This is a genomic window from Arthrobacter sp. 10T425, from assembly GCF_056393985.1.
This window is the reverse complement of the sequence record NZ_JBFTGZ010000002.1, coordinates 383,880-401,974: the sequence shown is the minus strand read 5'-3', so window position 1 is coordinate 401,974 and position 18,095 is coordinate 383,880. Positions and strand designations below refer to the sequence as shown.

Annotated in this window: 13 protein-coding genes; 4 read left to right on the top strand and 9 right to left on the bottom strand. The window is 68.1% G+C overall.

Annotated features, from left to right (window positions below):
* The first annotated feature begins 26 nt into the window (after positions 1 to 26).
* Entirely contained in the window at positions 27 to 1,739 is a 1,713-nt protein-coding gene (locus AC1DDH_RS04190) for a formate--tetrahydrofolate ligase (protein ID WP_476954895.1), read from the top strand.
* Between the two features lie 179 nt (positions 1,740 to 1,918).
* Positions 1,919 to 2,878, top strand: a complete 960-nt coding sequence (locus AC1DDH_RS04185) for a hypothetical protein (RefSeq protein ID WP_476850286.1) — start codon at positions 1,919 to 1,921, stop codon at positions 2,876 to 2,878.
* A gap of 184 nt (positions 2,879 to 3,062) precedes the next feature.
* Here the strand turns inward: AC1DDH_RS04185 and AC1DDH_RS04180 are convergent, their stop codons facing one another.
* From AC1DDH_RS04180 to glmS, 8 genes are all read right to left on the bottom strand, one after another.
* Positions 3,063 to 4,148, bottom strand: coding sequence for an inositol-3-phosphate synthase (locus AC1DDH_RS04180; protein WP_018773719.1), 1,086 nt, complete (start codon positions 4,146 to 4,148; stop codon positions 3,063 to 3,065).
* Positions 4,149 to 4,332: 184 nt separating this feature from the next.
* Positions 4,333 to 5,373, bottom strand: a complete 1,041-nt coding sequence (gene mgrA, locus AC1DDH_RS04175) for an L-glyceraldehyde 3-phosphate reductase (RefSeq protein WP_476954894.1) — start codon at positions 5,371 to 5,373, stop codon at positions 4,333 to 4,335.
* A 15-nt stretch (positions 5,374 to 5,388) separates the two neighbouring features.
* Positions 5,389 to 7,194, bottom strand: coding sequence for a malto-oligosyltrehalose trehalohydrolase (gene treZ, locus AC1DDH_RS04170; protein ID WP_476954893.1), 1,806 nt, complete (start codon positions 7,192 to 7,194; stop codon positions 5,389 to 5,391).
* A 51-nt stretch (positions 7,195 to 7,245) separates the two neighbouring features.
* A complete protein-coding gene (treY, locus tag AC1DDH_RS04165; protein ID WP_476954892.1) occupies positions 7,246 to 9,582 on the bottom strand; it encodes a malto-oligosyltrehalose synthase in 2,337 nt (778 codons plus the stop codon).
* Entirely contained in the window at positions 9,579 to 11,942 is a 2,364-nt protein-coding gene (gene glgX, locus AC1DDH_RS04160; protein WP_476954891.1) for a glycogen debranching protein GlgX, read from the bottom strand. The genes treY and glgX overlap by 4 nt, the downstream gene beginning before the upstream one ends.
* A gap of 91 nt (positions 11,943 to 12,033) precedes the next feature.
* Positions 12,034 to 13,572 carry an NAD(P)H-hydrate epimerase gene (locus tag AC1DDH_RS04155; protein ID WP_476954890.1) on the bottom strand — a complete coding sequence of 513 codons (1,539 nt, stop codon included), beginning with the start codon at positions 13,570 to 13,572 and terminating at the stop codon, positions 12,034 to 12,036.
* 68 nt (positions 13,573 to 13,640) lie between these two features.
* Entirely contained in the window at positions 13,641 to 13,988 is a 348-nt protein-coding gene (locus tag AC1DDH_RS04150; protein WP_018773713.1) for a holo-ACP synthase, read from the bottom strand.
* Between the two features lie 4 nt (positions 13,989 to 13,992).
* The gene (glmS, locus tag AC1DDH_RS04145; RefSeq protein ID WP_223913835.1) at positions 13,993 to 15,885 is read right to left on the bottom strand and encodes a glutamine--fructose-6-phosphate transaminase (isomerizing); all 1,893 of its coding nucleotides are present in this window, start codon (positions 15,883 to 15,885) and stop codon (positions 13,993 to 13,995) included.
* 145 nt (positions 15,886 to 16,030) lie between these two features.
* Between glmS and coaA the strand changes: the two genes are divergently transcribed.
* Positions 16,031 to 16,996, top strand: coding sequence for a type I pantothenate kinase (coaA, locus tag AC1DDH_RS04140; protein ID WP_476954889.1), 966 nt, complete (start codon positions 16,031 to 16,033; stop codon positions 16,994 to 16,996).
* Between the two features lie 10 nt (positions 16,997 to 17,006).
* Here the strand turns inward: coaA and AC1DDH_RS04135 are convergent, their stop codons facing one another.
* Positions 17,007 to 17,381, bottom strand: a complete 375-nt coding sequence (locus AC1DDH_RS04135; protein WP_476954888.1) for a hypothetical protein — start codon at positions 17,379 to 17,381, stop codon at positions 17,007 to 17,009.
* Between AC1DDH_RS04135 and AC1DDH_RS04130 the strand changes: the two genes are divergently transcribed.
* Complete coding sequence (locus AC1DDH_RS04130) at positions 17,371 to 17,940, top strand: M15 family metallopeptidase (RefSeq protein WP_476954887.1); 570 nt, start codon at positions 17,371 to 17,373, stop codon at positions 17,938 to 17,940. The two genes, AC1DDH_RS04135 and AC1DDH_RS04130, sit on opposite strands and share 11 nt — an antisense overlap.
* Positions 17,941 to 18,095: the final 155 nt, after the last annotated feature.

Below are 18,095 nucleotides of genomic sequence, written 5' to 3'. Positions count from 1 at the left end.
CCGACGCCACGAGCCGAAGGACAACGATGTCTGAGACCACCACTGCCGGGAACAACGTCCCCAGCGACCTGGAAATTGCCCAGCGGGCAGTCATGAAGCCGATCGGGGAGATTGCGGCGGCCGCCGGCATCGCCCCGGACGCGCTGGAATTCTACGGACCCTACAAGGCCAAGATCGACCCGGCGAAGCTGACCGTTCCGGCGGGCACCCCCGTGCGCGCGCCCGGCAAGGTGGTGCTGGTCTCCGCGATGTCGCCCACCCCCGCCGGCGAAGGCAAGTCCACCACGACGGTGGGGCTCGCGGATTCCCTGGCCCGGGCCGGGCACAGCGTGATGATCGCGCTGCGCGAACCCTCGCTCGGCCCCATCCTGGGCATGAAGGGCGGCGCGACCGGCGGCGGCTACTCCCAGGTGCTGCCGATGGACCAGATCAACCTGCACTTCACGGGCGATTTCCACGCCATCACTTCGGCGAACAACGCCCTCATGGCCCTCGTGGACAACCACATCTTCCAGGGCAACGAGCTCAACATCGATCCGCGCCGGATGACGTTCAAGCGCGTCCTGGACATGAACGACCGGTCCCTCCGCGAGGTCGTGATCGGCCTCGGCGGGCCCGCCCAGGGCACGCCGCGGCAGGACGGCTTCGACATCACCGTGGCCTCGGAGATCATGGCCGTGTTCTGCCTCGCCACGGACCTGAACGATCTGCGCGACCGGCTCGGCCGGATCACATTCGGCTACACCTACGACCGCCGGCCCGTGACCGTGGCCGACCTCGGCGTCCAGGGCGCCCTGACCATGCTGCTCAAGGACGCGATCAAACCCAACCTCGTGCAGACCATCGCCGGCACCCCGGCGCTGGTGCACGGCGGGCCCTTCGCCAACATCGCCCACGGCTGCAACTCCCTCATCGCCACGCAGACGGCCCGCCGCCTTGCGGACATCGTCATCACCGAGGCGGGGTTCGGCGCGGACCTCGGCGCCGAAAAGTACATGGACATCAAGGCGCGGATGGCCGACGTCGCCCCGTCCGCCGTCGTCCTCGTGGCCACCGTCCGGGCGCTCAAGATGCACGGCGGCGTGCCGAAAGACCTGCTCAAGGAGCCCAACGTGGATGCGCTGGCCGCCGGCGTCGCCAATCTGCGGCGCCACATCCGCAACGTCGAGAAGTTCGGCATCACCCCGGTCGTGGCGGTCAACAAATTCGCCACGGACACCGCCGAGGAGCTGGACTGGCTGCTTCAGTGGTGCGCCGCGGAGGGTGTCCAGGCCGCGGTGGCCGATGTCTGGGGCCGCGGCGGTGGCGGCGACGGCGGCGACGAGCTCGCGGCGAAGGTAGCGGCCGCGATCGACGCCCCGCACGGCTTCCGGCACCTGTATCCGCTGGAGATGTCCGTGGAGGACAAGATCCGGACCATCGTGCAGGAGATTTACGGCGCCGACGGCGTGGATTTCTCCGTGCCCGCGCTGAAACGGCTGGCCGAGATCGAGAAGAACGGCTGGTCCGGGATGCCGGTGTGCATGGCGAAGACCCAGTACTCCTTCACCGACGACGCCACCCGCCTCGGCGCGCCCAAGGGCTTCACCATCCACGTCCGGGATCTCATCCCCAAGACCGGCGCGGGCTTCATCGTGGCCCTCACCGGCGCCGTGATGACCATGCCGGGCCTGCCCAAGGTGCCGGCAGCGATGCGGATGGACGTCGACGACGCCGGCAACCCGGTCGGCCTCTTCTAAACCACCTGACGCTCCCTCACCTCCTGCATCCCCCCAACCAACGATCCCTCAGGTCCGGCAACTCCCCAACCGACGCTCCCTCAGGTCCGGCGCGGCGCTTGCGCCTGCCGCCGCGGGCCGATCCGGGACATCTGTGGATAACTCCTGCGCGGCTCTCCAAATAGGTTCAAAATGCCAGCATGGAAAAGCCTACGAAGCTTCCCGGTCCACTCAGCGCAGCACCCTTTACCATCGCGGATGCAAGGTCCTTGGGAGTGCCGAGAACCAGGCTCAGGCACTCCGACGTAATTCACATCAGCCGGGGTCTCTACCGGCCCACGGATTGGGACTTCGAGCTGGAGGCGGCGGCTCGTGCGTTGGCCGCAGCGTCGCCCGGCGCCTGGATCTCCCACGTCACCGCTGCCAGGCTCCGATGCCAGATATTGCCTCCTTGGCTCTCGGACTCGGAGGAGCTACACCTGAGCAAGCCGCGGGCGCTCCCGGAGGTCCGGCGCAAAGGCATTCTCGGACACACGGTTCTTGCGTTGGAGGGCGAGGTCGAGACAGTGGACGGGATCCGGATCAGCACGCGCTCCCGGACGTGGCTCGACCTCGCCCTGCGGTTGAGCCTGCCGGAGTTGGTCTGCCTGGGTGATGAGCTGGTGCGGATTCCCCGACTGGGGTTGGAAGGGCGCAGTGATCCCTTTGCGACCATCGATGAGCTGCGTTGGATGGTGGGCCGTCACCCGAACCTGCAGGGAATCGTCCGCGCCCGTGCCGCACTGGACTTGATGCGCGTGGGCTCGGATTCAGCGCCGGAGACGTTGCTGCGGCTGGCGATGTGCGACGCCGGGCTCCCGGAACCGGAACTGCAGCTCCCGCTGCGACCGGACAGTCCTGCCGCGCCGACGGCGGACCTTGGGTATCGCCGTCGGCGGCTGGCGGTTCAGTACGACGGCGGGCACCACCTGCTCCCCGCACAGATCTTCAGCGACCGCCGCCGTGACAAGGCCTTCGAGGCAGCCGGATGGACAGTGCTCGTCCTGACAAAAGATGACCTCGCGGATGGCTTCTCCGGCGCCGTCACCAAGATGAAGCGAATCCTCCGCACCTCATACCTCAGCCCGCCGGCCGCAGCTGGCTTTTCCAGCGCAATCTGAGGCAGCGAGCCGCCGATGTCTGCAAGACGTGAGGGAGGATCGGGTCGGTATCGGCCAAAGGTGAGGGAGCATCCCGGACCCAATCCGAAAACGACGACGCTCCCCCACCATTGGTGAGGGAGCGTCGGGTTGGAACACGCCAAACGTGAGGGAGCGTCCAGAGGCAGGGCGGCAGCGGGGGCGGTTAGCGCTCCAGGTCGCCGCGGATGAAGGCCTCGACCTTTTCACGGGCGAGGTCGTCGTTGAACTGCTCCGGCGGGGACTTCATGAAGTAGCTCGACGCCGAGACCAGCGGGCCGCCGATGCCGCGGTCCAGGCCGATCTTGGCGGCACGGATAGCGTCGATGATCACGCCGGCGGAGTTGGGCGAGTCCCAGACTTCGAGCTTGTATTCCAGCGACACCGGGGCGTCGCCGAAGTTGCGGCCCTCAAGGCGGACGAAGGCCCACTTGCGGTCATCGAGCCACTGGACGTAGTCGGACGGGCCGATGTGGACGTCCTTGGCGGCGAGCTCGGCCTCGACGTTGGAGGTGACGGCCTGGGTCTTGGAGATCTTCTTGGACTCCAGGCGGTCGCGCTCGAGCATGTTCTTGAAGTCCATGTTGCCGCCGACGTTCAGCTGGTACGTGCGGTCCAGGGTGACGCCGCGGTCCTCGAACAGCTTGGCCATGACGCGGTGCGTGATGGTGGCACCGATCTGGCTCTTGATGTCATCGCCCACGATCGGCACGCCCGCGGCGGTGAACTTGTCCGCCCACTCCTTGGTGCCGGCCAGGAAGACCGGCAGGGCGTTGACGAACGCCACGCCGGCATCGATCGCGCACTGGGCGTAGAACTCGGCGGCCTGCTGGGAGCCGACCGGCAGGTAGCAGACCATGACGTCAACCTGGGCGTCCTTGAGGGCCTGGACGACGTCGACCGGCTCCTCCGGGGACTGCTCGATGGTCTCGAGGTAGTACTTGCCCAGGCCGTCCAGGGTGTGGCCGCGCTGGACCGTGACGCCGGTCGGCGGGACATCGGCGATCTTGATGGTGTTGTTTTCGCTGGCCAGGATGGCGTCGGACAGGTCCTGCCCCACCTTCTTGCCGTCGACGTCGAACGCGGCAACGAACTGGACGTCGCCGACGTGGTACTGGCCGAACTCCACGTGCATCAGGCCCGGGATCGTGGCCTTGGGGTCGGCATCTTTGTAGTACTGGACGCCCTGGACCAGCGAAGCGGCGCAGTTACCTACGCCGACGATTGCAACACGAATCGGATGTGAAGACACGGAACTCCTTTTGAGAAACAAGGGTGACCGGCGCGGCCGCACTCTGAGGTACTGCATCAGTTGTGCGGGCGGCAGGCGGACACGACGCCGTAAGGCGCCCTTAGTAGTCTAGTCAACGCCGCCGGGGCCGCGGTTGTTCCCCGGCGGCCCCGGCGCTTCTGTTAACTGCGGTAACTGCGGATGCTTACGACTTCTGGGCCCACAGGTTGATGTCTGATTCGACGGCGAATTCGTCGATCGCGTCGATCTCATCGGCCGTGAAATCCAGGTTGTTGATCGCCGACAAGGTGTCCTCAAGCTGCCGGACGCTGGACGCGCCCACCAGTGCGGACGTGACCGACGAGCCCTTGCCCTGATCGCGCAGGATCCAGGCGATGGCCAGCTGCGCGAGCGTCTGCCCGCGGCCCTCGGCGATCCGGTTGAGCCCGCGCACGCGGTCCAGTTTCTGCTCGGTGATCATGGATTCGCCCAGGGATTTGTGCTGGGCGGCCCGGGAGTCGGCCGGAATGCCCTTCAGGTAGCGGTCGGTGAGCATGCCTTGGGCCAGCGGCGAGAACGCGATGGATCCGGCGCCCACCTGCTCCAGCGCCTCGAAGAGGTTGGGGCTGCCGTTCTCGGTCCAGCGGTTGAGCATGGAGTAGCTGGGCTGGTGGATCAGCAGCGGGGTGCCGAGTTCCTTGAGGATCCCCGCGGCCTCGATGGTCTGTTCCGGGGTGTAGGACGAAATGCCTGCGTAGAGCGCCTTCCCGGAGCGCACGGCCTGGTCCAGGGCGCCCATGGTTTCTTCCATCGGCGTTTCGGGGTCCGGGCGGTGGCTGTAGAAGATGTCCACATAGTCCAGGCCCATCCGGCCCAGCGACTGGTCCAGGCTGGCCAGCAGGTACTTGCGGGAGCCAAAGTTGCCGTACGGGCCCGGCCACATGTCATAGCCGGCCTTGCTGGAGATGATCAGCTCGTCGCGGTACGGCCTGAAGTCGTCCTTGAAGTGGCGGCCGAAGTTGGTCTCGGCGCTGCCATAGGGCGGGCCGTAGTTGTTGGCGAGGTCGAAGTGGGTGACGCCCAGGTCGAAGGCCCGGCGCAGGATGGCGCGCTGGATCTCGAACGGCTTGTCGTCGCCGAAGTTGTGCCACAGGCCCAGTGAGATGGCCGGGAGTTTCAGGCCGCTGCGCCCCACGCGGCGGTAGGGCATGGAGTCGTAGCGGGTATCAGCTGCCAAATATGTCATACGTCATATCCTGCCTTAGTGGGTGAGTACCGCGGCGCTGTGGCCGGGTAGATGCAGTGGTGTGGCCGGCGCCGCGCCGCCAGGAGCGGGTTCAGCACCGGAAGCCGGGTCCAGCCGGACGCCGTCGTCGGTTGCCAGGGCCAGGGCCGCCCCGCGGACCGGGACCCGCCGCGCCTCGGCGGAAAAGTTCATCGCCACCTCGGTGCGGCCGCGGCGCAGCAGCAGCCAGCCCTCGTCCTCGCTGACGTCGACGGCGGTGTCCTCGAAACCGGGTTCCGTCAGGTCCGGCGTGGTGCGGCGCAGCGCGATGAGCGCCCGGTACAGCTCCAGGAGGCGGGCGTGGTCCCCTCCCGAGGCCTCGGCCCAGTCCAGCTTGGACCGGATGAAGGTCTCCGGATCCTGCGGGTCGGGGACGACGGCGGGGTCCCAGCCCATGCGCTCGAACTCCCTGATCCGGCCCTCGGCCGTCGCCTTGCCCAGCTCCGGTTCCGGGTGGGAGGTGAAGAACTGCCACGGGGTGGTGGCCCCGTATTCCTCGCCCATGAACAGCATGGGCGTGAACGGCGAAGTCAGGGTGGCGACGGCGGCGAGCGCGAGCGGCCCGTAGCCCAGGGTCTGGGACAGCCTGTCCCCGGTGGCACGGTTGCCGATCTGGTCGTGGTTCTGGCTGCACACCACCAGCGCGGCGGGGTGGACCTGGGCCGGGTCGATGGGCCGGCCGTGGTGGCGGGCGCGGAAGCTGGAGTAGCTGCCGTCGTGGAAGAACCCGCGCTCCAGGACCTTGGCCAGCGCCCCGATCGAGTCGAAGTCGGCGTAGTAGCCGGTGGTTTCGCCGCTGACGTTGACGTGGACGGCGTGGTGGAAGTCATCGCTCCACTGCCCGGCCAGCCCGTACCCGTTGGTGTCCCGCGGGTAGAGCAGGCGCGGGTTGTTCAGGTCCGATTCCGCGATCATCGTGGCCGGACGTCCGGTCTCGGCGGCTATTTCGTCGGCGAGGGCGCCGAAGTCCTCCAGCAGGTGCACGGCGCGCTCGTCCTTGAAGGCGTGCACGGCGTCCAGGCGCAGGCCGTCCACGTGGTAATCGCGCAGCCACATCGCGGCGTTGTCCAGGATGTAGCGGCGCACCTCGTCCGACTCCGGGCCGTCAAGGTTAACCGAGTCGCCCCAGGTGTTGCCCTCCCCCGATTTCAGGTAGGGCCCGAACCGGGGAAGATAGTTGCCGCTGGGGCCGAGGTGGTTGTAGACGACGTCCTGGATGACGCCCAGGCCGGCGGCGTGGGCGGCGTCCACGAAGCGCTGGTACGCGGCGGGTCCGCCGTAGCCTTCGTGCACGGCGTACCAGAGGACACCGTCGTAGCCCCAGTTGTGGGTGCCGTTGAACCCGTTGACCGGCAGCAGCTCGACGAAGTCGATGCCCAGCTCCGCCAGGTACGACAGCTTCCCTGCCGCGGCGTCCAGTGTTCCCTCCGGCGTGAACGTGCCCACATGGAGTTCGTAGATGACGGCGCCCTTGAGCTCCCGCCCCGCCCACTGGCCGTCAGCCCACTGGTATTCTCCGGCGTCGAACGTGCGGGAGAGCGCGTGCACGCCCGCGGGCTGGCGGCGGGACCGCGGGTCCGGCAGCGGGGTGGGATCCCCGTCCACCAGGTAGCCGTAGTCCACGTCCCCGGCGGCGGGCGCCCCGGCGGCGGTCCACCAGCCGGGTGCCTCCGCGCCGCGGCGGGTCATGTCGTACTTCCGGCCGTCAGCGAGGAGCGTGACGTCCTGCGCTTCCGGTGCCCAGAGATCGAAGCGGTCGCTTCCGTGTGCAGGCAAGGTCATGGCATTCTTCCGTTCCCCATGTCGGTACTTTTCCCCATATCGAAGGACTGCTTAGGCGGTGGGCACCAGGAGGGCCACGGGGTAGTCCCGCAGGATCTCCCCCACCGCCACGGTGCCCGGACCGTGTGTGGCACCGGTCAGTTCATCGGCCATGGCCGCGGCGAGCTCGACGGTCGTGTCCTGCCAGCCGCCGCGCTGCTCCAGGCCGCGGGGCAGCCGGGTGGCGAGCGTCAGCGCGCCCGGGGCTGCGGGAGTCCCGCGGTCAAAGGCGAGCAGGTGCGCAGCGGCGGAGCCCGTGGCGGTGACCGGGGCGTACCCGGTGAACAGCTCCGGCCGGTCCCGGCGCAGCCGCAGGGCCCGCGAGGTGACGAGGAGTTTCGCTGCCTCGTCCAGGAACGACGCCGGACGCTCACCGGCGTCGAGCGCGGCGAGGGCGCGCCGGCGGGCACCGAAGTCGAACGGCCGCCGGTTGTCCGGATCGGTCAGCGAGCGGTCCCAGAATTCGGTGCCCTGGTACACGTCCGGCACCCCGGGCATGGTGAGCTGCACGAGCTTGGCGCCCAGAGAATTGGCGGCCCCGTAGGGCTCCAGCAGGGCCACGAGGGACTCCAGTTCGGCGGTCACCTCCGGGGTGTCGAAGGCGGCGTCGACGGCGGCTGCAAGTTTCGCCTCAAAGGCCTCGTCCGGATCGATCCAGTTGGTCGAGTTTCCGGCCTCCCGGGCGGCTTTTTGCGCGTAGGACTGCAGCCGGTCCCGGTCTGCGGGCCAGACGCCTGCTAGGGCCTGCCACAGCAGGTTGGCCAGCGGGCCGTCCGGCAGCGGCGCCAGCTTCTGCAGCCGCTGCAGGGATGCCTGCCATTCCGGCGCGAGTTCGGCCAGGACCGAGATCCGGGCCCGGGTGTCCTCGCTGCGCTTGGTGTCGTGGGTGCTGAGGGTGGTCATGGACAATGGCAGCTCGGCCTGGCGCCGGGCCATCCGGGTGTGGAATTCCTCCGGTACCACGGCGAACTCGGTGGGGTCGGCGCCGACTTCGGTCAGGGTGCCCAGCCGGGTGTAGCGGAAGAACGCGGTGTCTTCCACGCCCTTGGCCATGACCATCCCGGAGGTCTGCTGGAAGCGCATGCCCAGTTCTGCGGAGGGGGCTGCCTGCGCGTCGAGCAGCAGCGGCAGCAGCACGCCGACGGCGCCTTCCAGTTCGGGGCGGCGGCGGACCGCGAGTTCGCATGCCTCCCTCAGGACGTCAGCACCCTCCGGAAGATAGCTGCGGTAGACCGGGAACGCGGCGATGATCTCGGACAGTGCGTCCGCCGCGGCTTCCTGGCCCAGTCCTGCGGCGGCAGGGACCAGCCGTGCCAGCCGGAGCATCTCCGAGTGCAGGATTCCGTCCGTGATCCGGCGTTTGGTGCCGCGGATCATGTCCTCGTAGTCGGCAGCGCCGCCGCGCAGTTCGGCGTCGAGCGCGTCAAGCGGGGCCTGGCCCGCGGCGTCGACGAACACCCGGTCCACGTCAGCGAGGGCGTCGTAGCCGGTGGTGCCCTCGCACTCGAAGCCGGCCGGCAGGGCCTCGCCCGGCTCCAGGATCTTCTCGATCAGCAGGTAGCTGCCGCCCGTGGCCTCCCGCAGCCGGTGCAGGTATCCCTCCGGATCGGCGAGGCCGTCCGGGTGGTCGATCCGCAGCCCGTCGACGAGCCCCTCCCGGAACCAGCGCACAACCTCCGCGTGGGCTTCATCGAAGACCTCGGGGATCTCCACCCGGATCCCGGCCAGGCTGTTGACGGCAAAGAACCGGCGGTAGTTCAGGTCCGTGTCGGCCCGGCGCCAGCCGATCAGTTCGTAGTGCTGACGGTCGTGGACCTCGCGGGGATCGTCGGCAGTCGAGTCACCTGCGGTATACGTGCCCTCTGCAAGCGGAAAGCGGTGGTCGTAGTAGCGCAGTTCCCCGTCCTTGATTTCCAGCGCGTCGACGTCGGAGTCGTCCCCCAGCACCGGGATCCGCACCCGGCCGCCGCCGAAGTTCCAGTCGACGTCGAACGCCTGCGCGTAGCGGGACTGCTGCCCCTCCTTCAGGAGCGACCACCACCACGGGTTCTGGGCCGGGGTCGCGACGCCGACGTGGTTGGGCACGATATCGACCAGCACACCCATTCCGGCCTCCCGCGCGGCGGCCGACGCCGCCAGCAGGCCGTCCGCGCCGCCCCGGTCCGGATCAATGGCGGAGGGATCGGTGACGTCGTAGCCGTGGTCCGAGCCGCGCTCCGCCGTGAGGATCGGCGAGAGGTAGATCCAGTCCACGCCCAGCGACTTCAGGTACGGCACGGTCTGCGCGGCGTCCTGCAGCGTAAACCCGGGCCGGATCTGCAGCCGGTACGTCGAGACGGGGGTTCTCATTTAGCCCGGCCCTTCGGGGTCTTCGGCTTGTCGGCCCCCGCCTTTTTCGAGCCGGAGGCTTTCGCCGAGCCCTTGGAGGCGCCGGTTGCCGTGGCCTCCGGAGCCGGAGCCGGGTCCGCCGGAGCCGGCGCCTCCGGTGCCGGGTCCGCCGGAGTTTCCGGTGCCGGGACCGCAGAACCTGCATCCGCCGAATCCTCGTGCTCGGCCATCGCGGCGAGGGAGGCTGCCGCGGAGTAGTCCACTTCCACCTCGGGGCCGGAGTGGGCCCGGAGCACCACCATCGACTTTGCCGCCAGCTTCAGCACGGACCCGGCTTTCAGCGGGGCCTCAGTGTCCGCCTGGTCCGCGGTGTCCACCAGCACGTCCCAGAACCGTGAGTACTCCTCGGCCGGCAGGGCGAAGTCCACGTCGCCGTCGTGGGCGTTGAAGCCGAGCAGGAAACTGTCGTCGGTGATCCGGCGTCCGCGGGAGTCCTGTTCCTGGATGCCGTGGCCGTTGTAGAACACACCGATGGTCCGGCCGAAGCCGCTGCCCCAGTCCTCCGGGAGCATTCCGGTGCCGTCGGTCTTCAGCCAGACGATGTCCGGCAGTTTCTCGCCCTCACCGCGGACCACCGGGCGGCCGTCGAAGAAGCGGCTGCGGCGGAACGTCGGGTGGTCGTGCCGGATCTTGTTGACGACGGCGGTGAACTCCACCAGCGGCTGGTCCATCGCGTCCCAGTGGATCCAGCTCAGCTCGGAGTCCTGGCAGTAGGTGTTGTTGTTGCCCTGCTGGGTGCGGCCGAGCTCGTCGCCGTGCAGGAGCATCGGGACGCCCTGCGAGAGCAGCAAGGTGGCGATGAAGTTGCGCTGCTGGCGGGCACGGAGGGTCAGGACCTGGTCGTTGTCCGTGTCCCCTTCCTCGCCGCAGTTCCAGGAGCGGTTGTGGGATTCGCCGTCGTTGTTGCCTTCGCCGTTGGCGTCGTTGTGCTTCTCGTTGTAGGACACGAGGTCGCGCATGGTAAAGCCGTCGTGCGCCGTGACGAAGTTGATCGAGGCCACCGGGCGCCGGGCGGAGCTTTCGTAGAGGTCCGCGGAACCGGTCAGGCGGGAGGCGAATTCGCCCAGGGTCGAGGGCTCGCCGCGCCAGAAGTCGCGGACCGTGTCGCGGTATTTGCCGTTCCACTCGGTCCACTGGGGCGGGAAGTTGCCCACCTGGTAGCCGCCCGGGCCGATGTCCCACGGCTCGGCGATCAGCTTGACCTGGGAGACGATCGGGTCCTGCTGGATGAGTTCGAAGAAGGTGGACAGCTTGTCCACGTCGTAGAACTCGCGGGCCAGGGTGGAGGCGAGGTCGAAGCGGAAGCCGTCGACGTGCATTTCCGTCACCCAGTAGCGCAGGGAGTCCATCAGCAGCTGAAGGGAGTGCGGGTGCCGGACATTGAGGGAGTTACCGGTGCCGGTGTAGTCCATGTAGTGCTTCAGGTCATCGTCCACCAGCCGGTAGTAGGCCTGGTTGTCGATGCCCTTGAAGGACAGCGTGGGGCCGAGGTGGTTGCCTTCAGCGGTGTGGTTGTACACCACGTCCAGGATCACTTCGATGCCGGCCTTGTGCAGCTCGCGGACCATGGCCTTGAATTCCTGCACCTGGTGCCCGACGTCGCCGGAGGAGCTGTAGGTGTTTTGCGGGGCGAAGAAGCCGATGGTGTTGTAGCCCCAGTAGTTGTTGAGGCCCTTCTCCTCGAGCGTGCCGTCGTTGACGAACTGGTGGACGGGCATGAGCTCGATCGCGGTGACGCCGAGCTTCTTCAGGTGCTCAATCACGGCCGGGTGGGACACGCCGGCATAGGTGCCGCGCTGCTCTTCGGGAATTTCCGGGTGGAGCTCGGTCAGGCCCTTGACGTGCGCCTCGTAGATGACCGACTGGTGGTAGGGGATCCGCAGCTGGCGGTCGCCGTCCCACTCGAAGAACGGGTTGATGACGACGCCGTGCATGGTGTGCGGGGCCGAGTCGCTGTCATTGCGCGAGTCGGGGTCGCCGAATTCGTAGGTGAAGAGCGCCGGGTCCCAGTCGATCTGGCCCTGGACGGCCTTGGCGTAGGGGTCCATCAGCAGCTTGTTCGGGTTGAAGCGGTTGCCGTGTTCGGGTTCGTACGGGCCGTGGACCCGGTAGCCGTACTTCTGTCCGGGCTGGACCTGCGGCAGGTAGCAGTGCCACACGTAGCCGTCCACTTCGGTCAGTTCGATCCGGGTTTCGGTGAGGTCGTCAGCGAGGAGGCACAGTTCCACCCGCTCGGCACGCTCGCTGAACAGGGCAAAGTTGGTGCCAGTGCCGTCAAAAGTGGCTCCCAGCGGGTAAGCCGATCCGGGCCAGACTTCCATGTGTACTCCTCGTGCGGAACGAATATTCTCTAGACAGACTACTTGTAAGTAGGGTTAGTATTTGCCCGGGCGCTCGGAGCGCCCCCGTTTGTTACAGCTCCCGCATCACCTCCGGAATGGCACGGGCGATGGCCGTTGCGGTCACTGGCCCCCCGCGGGAAGCCCGGACTCCGGCAAGACCGTGGATGCTGGCTGCCATCGCCGCGATCGCCGCCCATCTGGCGTCGGGGTCGATGTCATATGCACCGAAGCGCCCGACGTCGGCGCCCAACTGGGCCAGCAGCGCGCCGATGACTCCGGCCAGGACGTCGCCGCTGCCTGCCGTGGCGAGCCAGGGCGTGCCTTCGGACTGGCTGAAGAAGTCCTGGAAGGGGGAGGCCACAAGGGTCGTGGCGCCCTTGAGCAGCACGGTGGCTTCAGTCAGGCCCGCAGCCCGCCGCACAGCGCTGAGGGTGGATGCTTCGACGGCGGAGCGGTCCAACCCAGCCCCGAGGCGCTGAAGCAATGCCGACAGTTCGCCGGCGTGGGGTGTCAGGATCACTTGCGGGGCGAGCACATCAGGCAGGGCCGGCAACGCGCCGGCGTCGGCGATCGTCGGCAGGCCCGAGTCTGCGGCGTCACGGGCGCGCTGCAACTGCTCCTCATCGGAGTCATCGAGTCCGGAGCCAACGAGCCACGCCTGAACGTGCGTGTCGGCCACGGCGCCGGCGCTGCACACCACCTCGGGACAGGAACGGCGAACCAGGTCGGCGACGTCCGGCGGCCCCAGGTACCGCACCATTCCGGCGCCGGCTGCCAGGGCGCCCTGGCAGGCCAGCACCGCGGCGCCGGGATAAGCGCCGGAGCCCGCGACCACCCCCAGCACCCCCCGGGAGTACTTGTGCGCCCGCCGCTGCGGGCGTGGCAGGAGGGCGGACAGGTCTGCGGCCTCAAGCCGTCGCAGGGACGGCCATGGCAGCGCCTGCTCGATTCCGATCGGGACCACCCGGATGGCGCCCGCGAAGTCCGCGCCCGGGTCCGCCAGCAGGCCGGCCTTGGCGGCCCCAAAGGTCACCGTCATGTCGGCCGCCAGCACCGGTGCGTGCGCCTCCCCCGTGTCCGCGTCCACCCCGCTGGGGATATCGCAGGCCACCACCAAGGGGGAACGGGAGCCTGGCCGGGAACGCTCCAGGGCCGCGACCAGTTCGGCGGCCGGTCCACGCAGCCCGCCCTGGGCTCCGGTCCCGAGGACTGCGTCGATCACGACGTCGGCGCCGCCGGCCAGCGCGGCGAGTTCGGCCGCGTTGTCACCGGTGAGGGCCACGGCATGCCCGCCGGCCTTCCGGAACGCCGCCAGCCCGGTGTCGTGGGCCGCGCCCGCGGTGAGCACCGCCGTCGTGCGCATGCCGCGGCGGGCCAGCAGCGCGGCGGCGAAGAGCCCGTCTCCGCCGTTGTTGCCCTTGCCCGCCAGCACGGCCACGCTGGAGCCGTACAGCCGCTGCCCGCGGCTCCGCAGTTCGCGGATCACGGCGTTGGCGAGGCCGTACGCGGCCCGCTGCATAAGAACAGCGCCCGCACCGGAGCCCAGGGTGTCGTCGAGAAATGGCTTTTCGGCCTCTCGCACTTGGGTTCCGGTGTAGGCGCTGATCATGGTTTCAGTCCATTCGCGGTCGCTGGGGAATGCTCGGCGCTGGGGCCGGTTCTGCCTGGACGGCCGTCTCAGCCTTCGGCGACAACCGTCGCCGTGGCGATCCCGCCGTCGTGGCTCATGGACAAGTGCCAGCGCTTGACGCCCTTGGACTCCGCCACGGCCAGCACGGTGCCTTTGACCTGGACGGTGGGGCCGTTCTGGTCCAGCCCGATCCAGCAGTCCTGCCAGTTCATGCCGGCCGGCGCCCCCAGCACCTTGGCCACGGCCTCCTTCGCGGCAAACCGCGCGGCGAGGGACCGCGTGTTCAGTTCCCGCTCGGCGGGGACGAACAGCCTGTCGCGCAGCCCGGGGGTGCGCTCAAGCTGGCGCCCGAACCGCTCAATGTCTACGACGTCTACGCCTATGCCAACAATCATGGCGTTATTCTACGGTCACGCTCTTGGCCAGGTTGCGTGGCTGGTCCACGTCGTAACCCTTGGCCGAGGCGAGTGCGAGGGCGAAGATCTGCAACGGAACCGTTGCGAGCAGCGGCGCCAGGAGCGTGGGGGTCTCGGGGATGTAGAAGACGTGTTCGGCGTACGCCTTGACGGCCTCGTCGCCTTCTTCGGCGATCACGATCGTCTTGGCGCCGCGGGCACGGACTTCCTGGATGTTGGAGACCACCTTGGAGTGCAGCGAGTCGCGGCCGCGCGGGGAGGGGACCACCACGAAGACGGGCTGGCCTTCCTCGATCAGCGCGATCGGGCCGTGCTTGAGTTCTCCTGCGGCGAAGCCCTCGGCGTGGATGTACGCGAGCTCCTTGAGCTTCAGCGCGCCCTCCATCGCCACCGGGAAACCGACGTGGCGGCCCAGGAACAGCACGGACTTGGCGTCAGCCATGGACTGGCCGAGTTCCTTGATCTGGGCCTCGTTGTCGAGGATGCGCTGGATCTTGGCCGGGATCTTGCCCAGGTCGGCCAGGATGTCCTTGATCTCGCCCTGGAACTTGTTGCCGCGCAGCTGTGCCAAATAAAGGCCCAGCAGGTAGGCGGCCGTGATCTGGGCCAGGAACGCCTTGGTCGAGGCCACGGCGATTTCGGGTCCGGCGTGCGTGTAGAGCACGGCGTCCGATTCGCGCGGAATGGTGGAGCCGTTGGTGTTGCAGATGGAGACGGTCTTGGCGCCCTGTTCCTTGGCGTAGCGGACCGCCATGAGGGTGTCCATGGTCTCGCCGGACTGGGAGATGGAGACAATCAGCGTGTTCTCGTCCACGATCGGATCCCGGTAGCGGAATTCGTGCGAGAGCTCGACCTCGGTGGGAATCCGGCACCAGTGCTCGATGGCGTATTTCGCCACCTGCCCGGCGTAGGCGGAGGTGCCGCACGCGAGGACGATGATCTTGTTGACGTTCTTGAGCAGCTGCGGATCGACGCGGAGCTCATCAAGCGTCAGCTTGCCGTGGATGTCGGAACGGCCCAGCAAAGTCTGAAGCACGGCATCCGGCTGGTCGTGGATTTCCTTTTCCATGAAGGACGGGAAGCCGCCCTTTTCCGCCGAGGCCGGGTCCCAGTTGACGTGGTATTCCTTGCCCTCGGCGGGGGCGCCGTAGAAGTCCGTGATTTCCACGGAGTCGGCGGTGATCGTGACGATCTGGTCCTGGCCGAGTTCCACGGCACGCCGGGTGTAGTCGATGAAGCCCGAGACGTCGGAGCCGAGGAAGTTCTCGCCTTCGCCGAGACCGACGACGAGCGGGGAGTTCCGGCGGGCAGCGACCACAACGTCGGGCTGGTCGGCGTGGACGGCGAGGAGCGTGAAAGCTCCCTCGAGCCGCTGGCAGGCAAGCTGCATGGCCCGGGTGAGGCCGCCGTTGCCGGCGTCACCGCCGAGCTGGTTCCGGTACACGTCCCCGAGCAGGGCGGCCGCCACTTCCGTGTCGGTCTCGGATTCGAAGGTGACGCCCTTGCGCTGGAGCTCGAGCTTGAGCTCGGCAAAGTTCTCGATGATGCCGTTGTGGATCAGGGCCAGCTTGCCGCCGTCGGACAGGTGCGGGTGCGCGTTCTGGTCCGTCGGGCCGCCGTGCGTCGCCCAGCGCGTGTGGCCGATTCCCGTGAGGGATTCCGGCAGCGGGCGGGCGTCCAGCTCCGCAATGAGGTTGCTCAGTTTGCCGGACTTCTTCCGGGAAGAAATGGTGCCGTCGGCAACCACCGCAATACCGGCAGAGTCGTAGCCCCGGTACTCCAAGCGCCGCAATCCTTCAAGGACAACGTCCAAGGCATTGTGTCCAGCATTTACCCGGCCATCTGAGTGGCCCACATATCCAACGATTCCACACATGGTCATAAGCCTAGCGGGTTTCCGGGAGGGAGGACGTGGGCCGACGAGGCGTGACGGCCCCTGCACGGGGCTGCGGAGGGCCGGCCCCGTCTTCCACCGGCCAGCCCATTTCGCTCTCGGCGTTGTGAAGGGCAGAATCTCTAGGGTGACTTTGCAACGCAATGAAGCGAACGGGGAAGGTGCCTCCCCGTTCGTGGAGCTGGACCGGCAGACCTGGTCCCGGCTCGCTGCCCAGATGGAGCAGCCCCTTAATGAAGAGGATGTGTTCCGCCTTCGCGGCCTCGGGGACCCCCTCGACATCAAGGAAGTGCGCGAGGTCTACCTGCCGCTGTCCCGGCTCCTGCACCTTTATGTGGAAGCCGCGGGCCAGCTTCACGCGGCCACCACCACCTTCCTCGGCGAAAGCACCCAGCGCACGCCGTTCGTGATCGGCGTGGCCGGTTCGGTGGCCGTGGGCAAGTCCACCATCGCCCGCGTCCTGCGCGAAATGCTCCGGCGCTGGCCCGGCACCCCCAACGTGGAGCTCATCACCACGGACGGATTCCTCTACCCGCTCGCCGAGCTCAAGCGCCGGCAACTGCTCGAGCGCAAGGGTTTTCCGGAGTCCTACGACCGCCGTGCCCTGCTGCGCTTCGTGAGCGAGATCAAGGGCGGCGCCGAGGAAGTCCGGGCCCCCTGGTATTCCCACGTCACCTATGACATCGTCCCCGGCAAGGAAGTGGTGGTGCGCCGCCCGGACGTGCTGATTGTCGAGGGGCTGAACGTCCTGGCCCCGGCCCGGCCGCGGCAGGACGGCAGGCAGGGCCTGGCCCTGAGCGACTTCTTCGATTTCTCCATCTACGTGGACGCGAAAACTTCGTTTATCGAGGAGTGGTACGTAGACCGGTTCCGCAAACTGCGGAGCACAGCCTTCGCCCAGCCGGAATCGTACTTCCACCGTTACGCAACACTCTCCGATGCCGAGGCCGAAGAGACCGCCCGTGAGATCTGGAAGCGCATCAACGAGCCCAACCTCGAGGAAAACGTCCTCCCGACCCGGGGCCGCGCGCAACTGGTCCTCACCAAGGACGCCGACCACTCCATCCGCCGGATGCTGCTGAGGAAGGTCTAGCACAGATGTGCTACGACGACGCGGACGGGACGGCGGGACGGCAGGAAGCCGGCCCGGAATCGCCGAGCCGTCGGGCTTTCAGCCGCCTCCTGCTGGCCGGGACGAGCCTCGCGGCGCTGTCCGCCTGCACCCCGGCCCAGTCCTTCACGCCGTCCGGCACGCCGGGGCCGACGCCGGGCACGGGCAGTTCGACGCCGACCGCCGCCGCTTCGACGTCGACCCCGCCGGCAAGCTCATCGTCGGCTTCCGTTTCGGAAAGCACCACTGCGGCGACGCCGGCGCCGTCAGCTGTCCCGCCATCGGCCGCGGCGCACCCTCCTTCGGCCGCGGCGCCGGGGCCGCAGCACTCCCTTTCGGACCCCACCAGCCCGTGGGTGATCGTCAACAAACACCGCCCGCTCTCCCCCGCCACCTTTGTGCCGCCGGATCTGGCCCGTCCGGCCGTCCGTTTGGCGACGTCGGGTGAGGCGGCGCTGGTGAACGGCGCGACGGCGGCAGCGGCTGAGAGGATGTTCGCGGCAGCGGCTGCCGACGGCGTCATCATCACCCTGGCCAGCGGGTACCGTTCGTTCGCGACGCAGCAGGCCACCTACGGCAGCTACGTGAATTCCCGCGGACAGGCGGAGGCAGACACCGCCTCGGCCCGGCCCGGCTACTCAGAGCACCAGACGGGCTGGGCGTTCGACATCGGCGACGGCAGCGGTGCGGACTCTTTCACGCCCCAGTTCAAGGACCGTCCGGCGGCGATCTGGGCAAAGGCGAATGCCCACCGCTTCGGCTTCGTGGTCCGCTACCCGTGGATGCTGCATGAAATAACCGGGTATTTCTACGAGCCATGGCATCTGCGCTTCATCGGCAAGGAGGCGGCCGCGGACATGCGCGCCCGCGGCATCGGCACGCTCGAGGAATACTTCGGCGTGGAAGCCGCCCCGGCGTACTTGTAGGGCGGCGCCCGCCTACCCGTGGGGCAGCGTCGGTCCGCGCGGAATTTCCCCATCTTTGCCACCACGACGCCGGCACACGCCGGCGCAACCGGCCCACACGCCGTCGGACGCGGGCATAGGTGGGGAAACCCGGCGTCGCCGGGCACAGCGATTCG

What these genes read in the sequence shown, in the direction of transcription:
- AC1DDH_RS04190 (WP_476954895.1), top strand. Translation starts at nt 27, where the DNA reads ATGTCTGAGACCACCACTGCCGGGAACAACGTCCCCAGCGACCTGGAA.
- AC1DDH_RS04185 (WP_476850286.1), top strand. Translation starts at nt 1,919, where the DNA reads ATGGAAAAGCCTACGAAGCTTCCCGGTCCACTCAGCGCAGCACCCTTT.
- mgrA (WP_476954894.1), bottom strand. Translation starts at nt 5,373, where the DNA reads ATGACATATTTGGCAGCTGATACCCGCTACGACTCCATGCCCTACCGC.
- treZ (WP_476954893.1), bottom strand. Translation starts at nt 7,194, where the DNA reads ATGACCTTGCCTGCACACGGAAGCGACCGCTTCGATCTCTGGGCACCG.
- treY (WP_476954892.1), bottom strand. Translation starts at nt 9,582, where the DNA reads ATGAGAACCCCCGTCTCGACGTACCGGCTGCAGATCCGGCCCGGGTTT.
- glgX (WP_476954891.1), bottom strand. Translation starts at nt 11,942, where the DNA reads ATGGAAGTCTGGCCCGGATCGGCTTACCCGCTGGGAGCCACTTTTGAC.
- AC1DDH_RS04155 (WP_476954890.1), bottom strand. Translation starts at nt 13,572, where the DNA reads ATGATCAGCGCCTACACCGGAACCCAAGTGCGAGAGGCCGAAAAGCCA.
- AC1DDH_RS04150 (WP_018773713.1), bottom strand. Translation starts at nt 13,988, where the DNA reads ATGATTGTTGGCATAGGCGTAGACGTCGTAGACATTGAGCGGTTCGGG.
- glmS (WP_223913835.1), bottom strand. Translation starts at nt 15,885, where the DNA reads ATGTGTGGAATCGTTGGATATGTGGGCCACTCAGATGGCCGGGTAAAT.